Source organism: Treponema sp. R8-4-B8 (assembly GCF_054786175.1).
The window spans coordinates 1-10,637 of record NZ_BDHE01000015.1 but is presented as its reverse complement, the minus strand read 5'-3'; the positions used below and the strand labels follow the sequence as shown (position 1 = coordinate 10,637).

Below are 10,637 nucleotides of genomic sequence, written 5' to 3'. Positions count from 1 at the left end.
ATGGAAATATTCCGGTTATAAAAATTATTGTTAATATTATTGAAATTATTTTATTAAATTTATTAAACATTTTTATTCTCCCTTTTTTTTGTTTTATCCCGCACAAGCGGGGTTTTTTGAGTGATAGATAAAATTGACGGAATTACAGTAATCGATAAAAAAAATGAACACGCTACTCCAAGAGCGCTGACAAGCGAAATAGTGCGTATCAATGTGTTAGCGCCCTCTGTCAGAAAGAGAAACGGAATTGCGCCGGCAACGGTTGTACCGGTGGTGGAAATAAGGGCGGGTATTTTTAAACGGATAGCGTAATAAATACTTAATGCTGATTTTTCTTTTCCTTTTTTAATTTTTGAGCGAAGGCCGTCTACGCATAAAATTGCCGCGTTCACTGCCATTCCGCTTACTACGATAAACGCGCAGGCGACGGCGGAATTGTATGAGTTTCCAGTCATAATTAAAATTAAAGCGGGAATAGCCAATGAAGGCGGAATAGACGAAAGAACAAGCAATGGAACGATAAATGATTCGTTAATTGCCGCGATGATCATGTAACAGAAAATAATTGCTAAAACAAATGAGAATACGGTTGCGGATAAATTCTCACTTTGTTTAATGGCCTCAGGATCGAATTCTACGGAATAGCCGGGATCAAGCTCAAGTTTTTCAAACAGGCCTGTCAGTTCCTTTTTTACACGGCGTGGATCCATTGGTTTAGTAGTAATTGTTATAGAAGCGAATCTTCTGCGGCTGTCTCTTCTTATGCTTGACGGTTCGATTTCTTCTTTTTTCTTCATAAGGGAATCAATCTTTAAATAAGAAATATTTTCTTCTTTCTTTGCTGAAACAAGCAAATTCAACGCCCCTTTTTTTGATTGATACATTCCGTTTCCGTTTGTGCTTACTCTTACATCCGTTTCCCCGTTTTGATCAATTTTTTTATACGCCACAGGACCGTACACTCCAAGACGGACTTTGGAAGCTGCGGAATAAAAATTAATTTTTAATTCCGCAAATACTTCCCTGTCCGGCAGCAGAATCAATTTGTCGCTTCCCTGTTTAAAATTAAGAACTCTTTCGCGAACCAACGGATGTTCCGCGCAAATACGCGCGAGCACTTCGGCAAATTCTCTGCATTTTTTGTCTTCATCGCCGTAAATAAAAATTTCCCAGTACCGATCCTTCGCCGAGTTTTCATGAAAGAAAATGAATCCGCCCGGAATATAAATTTCTCTTGCCAATTCTCTAACAAGATTTGTCTTTGTTTGTTTAGGATCAAAAGAGATAAGAAGTGAACCTGAGCCCGTCCTCGCGCTTGTTTCCACATTTTTTATTCCCGGTTGCTTTATTAACTGTTTGCTGTAAGCCGCCATTAGGCGATCTGCTTCCTGCGCGTGAAGTCCTCCTTTAAATTCAACTTGTGCGTAGACTGAATCTTCTGAGCTGTAACCTGATGTGTCTACGCCTTTTACCGATAAGACGATGATTGTAAAAATTGAGATAATAGCGCAAGATGATAAAATTACAAGCGGGTAACGATTGCAGTATTTTATAACAGCGGCAAGACATCTGCATAGGTTATGTGAAATCCGCCGCTCCGCGATGAGCAAGAATTGCGGAGTTTTAAAAAAGTATTTTTGTTTGTTGGAATTTAATTCCCAGAGCAGAAGCGGCGGTAATAGCGTAAGGCTCAATACAAGCGCGGTGACGGTTACAACGGCTATTGCGCTTGCGATAATTTTTGAGTTGTCTTCCATTGCTAAAAGCGGAAATAAGGCGACAATGGTTGTCGCTCCACCCGCCAAAAGCGGCGCGGTAAGAGCGGACAAAGCCGCTTTAGCGGATTCGTAATTTAAACATTTTCTTAATTTTTCAGAGCAGAGAATAACGGCGTCAATTGCGGTACACACTCCGGCGGCGATTCCCGCAAGAAGAAGTTTGTCGGGCGAAAAGCCAATCATCATTAAGATTGCGATTGATATTAAACAAATTAACGGAATTGATAACGCGCAAAAAAGACCGGCGATATTTACGCTATTTTTTCCGCTTAGTAAAAAACTTATTAACGCGACCATGACCGCGCCCGACAAGGCGGCATTTAGAACAGATTTGTAAGCGGTACTTTCTTCCGCTCCAAGGTCTGATAAAACTGTAAATTCTATTGGCAGGGAAAGACTAGATAATTCCTTTTTTATATCAGATGACAGTTTGCGTAAATCCGCGCCGTGCCGCCCCATTATGGCGATGCTTGCGGTTTTTTCACCGTTTAAACGCGACAAAATATCCGGTTCCCTATCCCTTTCACTGATAACGGCAATATCGGAAAGTTTCACATATTTTCCTTCTCCAAGCGGGATTAGAACAGTGCTAAATGACGAGTAACGTCCGTCTACGGTAACAATTATTTCCCTGTTATTTCGCGTAACCATTCCGCCTGAAAAAATTGAATCATTTAGTCCCAGAACGGACATAATTGTTGACGGTTCCAATCCAAGAACGCCAAGTTTCTCTTGATCAAGAATTATATATATTTCTTTTAATCCCACTCCTGAAACAATAACTTCTCCCGCTCCTTCCAAACTCTCCAGGCGTGGTTTTACAATTTTTTCCAGTGTTTGCGCCGCGTTGTTTGAATCGTCGGTTATAACAGATGCTGACCAAACGGGTATTCTTGAGTTATTAGAACTTAAAATCTCCGGTCTTTGCGCCGATGACGGAAGAGTTTCATATACTCTTTGCGCCGCGTCGCGAATAGCTTCATACCTGCCGTGCGTTCCAGGCCTGAAGCGCACAAAAACGCTTGACAGGCTGTTTTCACTGGAACTTTGAACGGCCATTACGCCTTGAATGGAAAAAAGCGCGTCCTCAAGCGGAATAGTCACGCTTCTTTCCATTTCTTTTGCGTCAATGCCGTAGTGTTTTATTTTTATTACATAGGCTCCTCCATTATTTTCTTTAATTTTTACGTTTGAATTGACAATGACAAATAACGATAAAGCGCAGATTCCCGCTAAAATACAGAGGCTCATTTTTTTTCTTTCTAAACGAGAAACAATATATTTCATATAACGTCCTCGCTGTGAAGTTTCCAATTAAAATACCGTATTAAAACGGAAGGAATCGCAAACAGACTAATTAAAGTCGATACGGTCAGCCCTCCTAACATTGCCGCCGCCATGGATTTTTGCGAATTTCCCAAAGGACTGAAGATTAATGGTAAAAGAGCGAAAACAGTAGTTGTCATTGTGATTAATATCGCCTGAAGGCGTTCTTTGGCTCCATTGCAAACTGCATCCGCCACGGAAAAACCTTCGCGAATTTTTTGTTCGCTGATTTCAAAAAGAATAAGGCTGTTATTCACAACAAGCCCGAATAGTGCGGTTAATCCAAGTACCGCGCCTGAATCAATTTTTGAGCCGCTGATAATAAGAGCTGGCCCGGCTCCCGCAAGTGAAAATGGAATGCTTAACATTAAAATAAGGGGGAGCAGAAAAGATTCAAATTGAGCTCCCATTGTCATGTACAGAAGGACAAGCACAAGGATAATGTAAAAAATCAAAGAGTTTTTGTAGCGGCTGAATACCGATTCGTCGGCTCCTGCAAACCAAGGAAACCGCGCGGTTAATTTTTTAACGGAAGCCGGAATTTTCTTTACTGCGGCTATGTCGGCGTAAATGACATCGGATCTGTCCAACCGCGCAAGAGACGCCTCCGCTTCTTTCTGTTCTATTTTTACAAGAGAGCCAAGATATACATTTTTTCCCTGTCCTGATTTTAATGGGATTTGTTCAAGACGCTGAATAGGATCGTTATGCGTTCTTTGCTCTCCCGTTACGCGAACATTCAATGGTTTGCCTTCAATTTCAAGTTTTGTTGTTATGACTCCCTCATTAAGAATGTAGAGCGTTTCCGCTATTTGCGACGCGGGAATTGAAAGATATGCGGCGGTTTCCCTATTTGGATATACCCGTATTTCAGGCCTTTTTCCCCACGGACGGAAATTTACCGCTGTAGTCGCGGAATTAAATTCATTTTGCGTAAATTCAAGGCGCTCAAGCAGTTCTTCCCTGTCCTTGCCTTTAATTACAAAAGTCCGCTCCGCCGATAACCCCAAAAGAACTTCTATCCTGTCTTTTGGAAAATACGCAGAAAAAGAAAATTCATTGCGCTGTTCTAAAACTTTCTTAATTTCAAATAACGCTTATTCCGGCTTAACACTTTTTTTAAGCATACAATGCAAAATAAGTTCTTCTTTTTTATAATCAATGTCCGCCCTTCTGCTTACGTCTCCTTCTTCCGCGCCCGCTATTCCATAAACAGTTTTTACAAACGGCAGCCCTGAAACTATCAAGGAGTTATTTTGAGTGTCATTTATTATTGTTTCCAACAAAGTTCCGTGGGGGTAAATTATCGAAACTTGTACTTCTTCCGCTTCATCAGGATTAATAAAAACTACCGGACGCATTAGGAGGGACAAGAAACCAACAATACTTAACAATGCGGAAACGGTTAAAAACTTATCCGAGTTGCGAAGAAGAGTTGAAAGCAAAAAAACATACTTTTTTTCAAGACTGCCATTTGTAAAAACTGATTTTATTTTAAATAATTTATTTTTACTGATTGTTATATTTTTATTGGCTGTTAGCTGATTTCCAAAGAACATGGAATAAAGAGAAGGAAGAAAAAATTGCGCGTAAAGCCATCCTGCGGCTACCGATGTGACGAGAGAGACGGCTATATCACCGAAGAGGCTGCCTAAAGGGCCAGGCAGCATAATAATCGGAATAAAAACAAGAGACGTTGTAATGGTAGAGGCGATGTTTGATCCAGATATTGACGCAGCTTTGCTTCCGATTTCTTCCGGTTCTGGTACTGTTTGTCTTTCTTCAAAAGCCTGATGAAGCAGATCGATTATAATTACGCTGATGTCGGAAACAAGGCCTATCCCCATTGCAAGTCCGCCGAGGCTCATGCTGTTTAGGGATTTTCCCATAACGGAGAGAACGCAAATGCCCGCTGCGGCTGAGACGGGAATTGAAAGCGCCGCGAGCAAACTGTATTTTATACGTTGGATAAAAAGCAAGAGAACCGCTATTACCGCTGTTACGCCAAGAGCGGCTGATATTAATAAACCTGTTATGCCGCTTAAAAGCGATGAAGATGAATCAGTCACCAGTTCGATTTTCGCGTCACGCGAAAAGAGAGAATTAGCCTCATCAATTGTTTTTTTTATTTCTTTTGACAGACGCAGCGGGTCGGAGCCTGGCCTGCGGTAAATTTCAAGTCCTGTGGCTTCTTTACCATTGTAAACAAATATGCTTTCCCGCCGGGCGGTGGAGTTAGAAATCTCCGCCGCGTCTTCAATTTTAAAAGAACTACTGTTTGCGGGAAGAATAATTTGTGAAAGTGAAGAAACAGAATCAGGTTTTCCAGAGCTTACGACGACTAATTCCATGTTTCCCTCACGCGCGTTTCCGGCGGGAATATCAGCGGTTTCCTGCGCGACAAGGTTTGTAAAGTCAGAGGGAGAAACGCCAATAGCGGCAAGACGCTGCACGTCAAGAGAAAGCCGTTCTTCGTTAATTTCACCGCCGATAAGCGTTACGGAGCCAACCCCGTCGATTCTTCGCAGACGCGCCTGTATTTCGTACTCCGCGAGTTTACGCGCAAATTCGCCGTTCCCGTTATGTGAACTAACAGCCACTATGGCATGAACTTCATTCCCTGTGTCCGCTGATGTTACAGTCGGCTTGCTTACTCTTTCGGGAAGTCCCGGATAAACTGCGTCAATCGCCTCGCGGACAAGAACTGAAGCCGCCATTGTGTCGGTACCCCAGCGGAAATCAAGGCTGATAAGAGACCTGTTGTCGCGTGACACGCTTCTCATTCTTTCAAGCCCTTTAATTGGGGAAAGGCCGTCCTCCAACGGAATGGTGACCATGCTTCTTATTTCATCAGCGGCCATGCCCGGATATAGCGTCTCTACCGTTACTCTTGGCACTGAAAATACCGGCAATCTGCTGACGGGCATATTAATAAGAGAAAAAACAGCCGAGAAAATTAACGCCGCTAGAATCATGATAACCGTAACAGGCCTGCGTATAAAAAGAGTGATTAGTACTTTCATAAACATCCTACTTTACCAATGATATTTTTAAAGATTTATCATTACGGTTTCCTAAAGTGTCTTTAAGTCCCGCCGCTATTAAAATATTTATAATTCCAAAATTTGTTGAGTTAGTCAGAGTCCCTGTAATTTCAATTCTTTGACAGCCTTCCATTTCATTATGCGGATATGGAATTGTAAAATTAGTATTTTTCATTTGACGCGGAGAAAAAGAAATAACATTATTACTTGTATCTATACGGAAAAGTTCCATAAAAGAAAATAAATCAATAAACGCTTCTTCCGCAGTTTCAAAATACAATTCAATCCATGAAATAATATTTTCACCAGACGGATAATTTACATCCGTTATGGGAAAATCACTAAAAAGCGAATCGGCTTTAAAAAGTTTTAATTCTTTATCCGTACCGCTGTTTGGAGCCATTGGTATTCTGATTCCCGCGAGCGTAGGCGGTTTGGAATGTTTTCCGTTAGCAAAAATTCTAAAACTGTACTCTTCTTTACTTTCATTGCCCGCAGCGTCTTTAATACCGGGTTTAATCCTAAATAAAAATCTGCTTTCATATGCCGGCGCAATGTCAAATCTAAAAGTAAATTCAGTTTTATAACCTGATAATGTTTCCATTATTAAATTAGGACCGTCATCGACGCTTAAATAATTTTTAACAGTTATACTGTCTACCGGTCTTGAAAAAACAAGCGTCAATTTATCATCTTTTTCCCAGTCATAGTTCTCTACCGGCAGTTCAGAAGCGCCGGTATAACGTCCGTTTGGGGATAATAAAAATGATTCATTTTTATTTGTGATTCGCTTTGCATTTACAAGATACGGAATTTCGATATCGCTTATTATTGTAAATACGCAAGAAAAATCATTCCTAATATTCATCCCATTGTTAGCTGTCAATGATGAGGAATATTTTATTTCGTAACGGGTTTGTTGACTCCAGGCTTCTATGGGCGTAAAAATCGCTAGTTTTTCATCGTTCTCCAAACGCCAAATACCAGTCATTGAGGGGACAAAAAAAACATTGTCATATATAGTTTTTAACGTTATTGGTATGGAGAACTCCAATTTTATTTCCGCTTTTGGGTCACTCACTTCAGCATACATTTCAGGATAATTTGATATAAGAACAGGTCTGGTGTTTTCGGGTCTTGTTGAAAATTTTTGTTTAAAGGCTTCATCCATGGAAAGCCCTTTGGTATCGTGCGCGTCTGCTGAAAGACTTATTGCGTAATCGATATTTATTTCCAATGGAATAAGAGGGGCAAAGGTCATTTTTCTGCCATCCCATAAAAAATTCCCTCTTATCTTATTTCCGTCCCCTGTTAATGAAAAATTTTTCTCTATACTCGCCATGTCAGGATCACCGGAAAAATCAAGAGATACAATTATTTTCTCAGGTTCGCTCTGATAGCCATTGCCCGGAGTCCATGACGTTACTTCAAACAGGGAGGACCTTAATATATCGCAGGAAATAAATGTAAATATGTTAATTAGAAATAAAATAAATAATTTGTTTTTCATTTAATTGCCTCCAGATAAATAACTACGTCTTCTTTCATAAAAAAACCTGAATCAGAAATTATTCCGTTTTTTCCGCCTGGAATTGTCAGTTTGTAATAATAGGGAATTTCCTCGCCTACGCTTAATCCTTCCCATTGCATAAAGAGACGGTCGTCAAAAATCCATTGAATATTGCGGAGAGCTACAGGCGGAAGATATTTTGGGAAAAAGTATGAAAGCGATATTTTTTGCGGCATATTTTGTTTTTCTTCAAGACCGAAGATTAGCGAAAAATGAATTGATAGGGTTATTTGTCCTGTTCCCTGATCAACATGGACAGGGAATACATTGTTTGTTGGGGAAAAATTTTCCATTAGCTGGCCATTGGCAGAGGTGATTGACAAAACATTTAAATACGGAATATCAACATTAAAATTTAATCGATAATCATCGCCAATTTTTAAACCTTCGCTGTCTTTTGTGTCGCCTGAGACAATTAAAGTATATGATGTTTCCGGTTCCGGATTTTTTGATAAAATATATACAATACTTTTTTCAGACAACATTTCTACCCTGCCTGACAGAGAAGGTTCAAATCTCAGAGAACGAAGAACGTTTTCTCCCATAAGTTTGTTAAACGAAACCGCAATTCCCTGTCCTGGGAGCAGACCGGTTTCAAGATTTGTTCCAGTTGGATACCAGCAACCGTCCGAAAAAAGTACGGGGTACACGCTTGTCACGTTAGGAAAAGTTTGATCTAAATCAGTTGTAAAATAACCTGAATAAGTTTTTGGTAAAGGAACTCCGTCAATACTTTTTGCCGAATCTTTTAAATTCCACCTGTACATTAACCACGGAGATAGAGATTTATCAGGAGTAACTTTTAGCGTTGTATCGTTATCAGACCATTCAAAAGTTTTATTTCCAATTCCTTCAAGCGTAAGAGCGGATTCCACCGTATGTTTTTCCATTGAGCGTGAAAAATTAAATTCAAAAACTACATTGTTTGTTCCAATTGATGATCCGTTTGCGGGAATGTACTGTTCAAGCAGAGGCGGAGAATTTTTATTGATTGCGTAAAACGAAACAAAACGCTCAATAAGCATTTCTCTTTTATCAATAGATCGAATAGTTCCTAAAAAACTTAATGTGTATCGCACTCCAGCTGTCCATCCTTGTACGGGTACAAAGTAAAGATTATTTTCTTCCCAGTATTTATCCCCCATGACTGAACCTATGTCCGAATTTATCTGCAAAATTCCCTCAACGTCTTCTTTTTGCATTTCCGTGTCAAACTTGAGTATTACAGGACTGTATAAGTCAGGTAAAAGAGAATTGATTTCAGCAGGTTCAATTTCTATTCCAATCGGGCGTAAATCGACAAATTGACTAATATCAATTTGACTTAAGTCAAAATTACTTAGGTTAAATTGACTAAAGTCATAATAATCGCATGAGATATTTAAAATGACGCATAACAAAACGAGAAATTTATTCCAAGATCGAAACATTTGTTCCCTCCCTTAAATCCGGATCAGGGCGCAGGACGACAAGTTCTCCGGCGTTTAATCCCGATGTTATTTCACATTCTTCCCCATGAGCGGCTCCGATAAATATTCTTCGCTCGGTTAATGATCTGCCATTAACGATAAAAACCGCGCCTTCGTTGTTTTTCTGGTTAAAAATTGACGACTCAGGAATAAAAATAGCGCTTCTTGGCGGTCCCAGATTAACCGTAACGCGCGTGAACATTCCGGGTTTTAGTTTGTTATCTGTTACACTTGTATTTTGCAGTAAGACACGCACAAGGAAACTTAAAGATTGACTGTCTGCCTGCGGATAAATCAAATCAATAACGCCGTCCCTTGTTTCGCCTGTTCCGTCTATCAATACGGAAGCAGCCATTCCCTTCTCCATCCGCAGAGCGTCCTTTTCACGAATAGGAAAAATTGCGTATAACGAGGCAATATCGATAAGGCTTAAAATTTTATCCTGAGCGCGGACGCGTTCTCCCTCTTCAAGGTAACGGGCGCCGATAATGCCCGAAGCCGGACACCTTATTGTAAGCTCCGCAAGAGCGATGTTTGCGGATGTAAGTTCTTTTTCCGCCGCGTCAAGTCTCGCATTTGCGGCTTCCAGTTCAGCTTTTAAACTTGATGTCATAAGCGAGACAAGCGCGTCCTGCCGCTCATCATCGTCTAACGGAACGGGAATACCGGCTTTAACAAGATCCTGATCGCGGCAGCCAATGCGCCTGATCTCAATTTCTCTTTCCATTAGCTGAATTTGTTCCCATTCGGAATCAAGGTTAAAGCGGCCTACAAGAATTGCCTCCGTGTGAACGCCTCCAGCTTTAAACAGTTTCTCTTGATTTTGATGCTTGCGCTTGTCTTCTTCCCATTTCTTTTTAGCCATAGCAAGTTCCGCGGAAGCTTTATCAAGACTTAAAAGTTGCGCCTCTGCCTGAAAAACGCCTTCAAGAAGCCTTGATGCGGCTAAATTCCGCGCCGCCAGAGCCTGCGAATAATTGTTTTCCGCGCGTTCAACAGCTAAATTGATCTGCGGGTTTTCAAGCCGTATAATAATTTGCCTTTGGCGCACATAATCGCCTTCGCGGAAATAAAGTCTTTTTATTACCGCATCCTGCGGAGAAGTTATATCTACTTTAGTAAGGAAAGACAAACTGCCAAATCCCGACGCTTCATCAGGTTGTTCCCTGATAACCGCAGACGTTACGCGCACATTTTTTGGCTCGTTGCCGATGTTAGTATTCTTTTTACAGGCAAAACATAATAAAAATATCATGCTGATAAATATCAGCTTGATAAATATCAGTCTAATAAATAGGTTTTTAAATTTATTTTTTTGCTTTTATTTATTTTGATTTTTTCAGCGTGCGGCGGGAAAAAGGTTCCCGGGACACAGTTGGAAAAAAGGACATTGGCTGAACCTGTTGGGGCGGCTGATTTATCGATGGCTGATTTATCAATGGATAATTTA

6 protein-coding genes are annotated in these 10,637 nt (G+C 40.5%); all 6 read right to left on the bottom strand.

Features of this window, described 5'->3' with window-relative positions; genetic code table 11:
- Window positions 1–62: 62 nt before the first annotated feature.
- On the bottom strand, window positions 63–3,065 hold the full coding sequence (locus tag ACYVRA_RS04330; RefSeq protein ID WP_461251523.1) for an efflux RND transporter permease subunit: 3,003 nt from the start codon (window positions 3,063–3,065) through the stop codon (window positions 63–65).
- A complete protein-coding gene (locus ACYVRA_RS04325) occupies window positions 3,062–4,114 on the bottom strand; it encodes an efflux RND transporter permease subunit (protein ID WP_461251522.1) in 1,053 nt (350 codons plus the stop codon). Before ACYVRA_RS04325 ends, ACYVRA_RS04330 begins: the two co-directional genes overlap by 4 nt.
- 87 nt (window positions 4,115–4,201) lie before the next feature.
- Entirely contained in the window at window positions 4,202–6,127 is a 1,926-nt protein-coding gene (locus ACYVRA_RS04320; protein ID WP_461251521.1) for an efflux RND transporter permease subunit, read from the bottom strand.
- Window positions 6,128–6,134: 7 nt separating this feature from the next.
- Window positions 6,135–7,658, bottom strand: a complete 1,524-nt coding sequence (locus tag ACYVRA_RS04315) for an Ig-like domain-containing domain (protein ID WP_461251520.1) — start codon at window positions 7,656–7,658, stop codon at window positions 6,135–6,137.
- On the bottom strand, window positions 7,655–9,148 hold the full coding sequence (locus ACYVRA_RS04310) for an Ig-like domain-containing protein (protein WP_461251519.1): 1,494 nt from the start codon (window positions 9,146–9,148) through the stop codon (window positions 7,655–7,657). The genes ACYVRA_RS04315 and ACYVRA_RS04310 overlap by 4 nt, the downstream gene beginning before the upstream one ends.
- On the bottom strand, window positions 9,129–10,442 hold the full coding sequence (locus ACYVRA_RS04305) for an efflux RND transporter periplasmic adaptor subunit (protein WP_461251518.1): 1,314 nt from the start codon (window positions 10,440–10,442) through the stop codon (window positions 9,129–9,131). The genes ACYVRA_RS04310 and ACYVRA_RS04305 overlap by 20 nt, the downstream gene beginning before the upstream one ends.
- Between the last annotated feature and the right edge of the window lie 195 nt (window positions 10,443–10,637).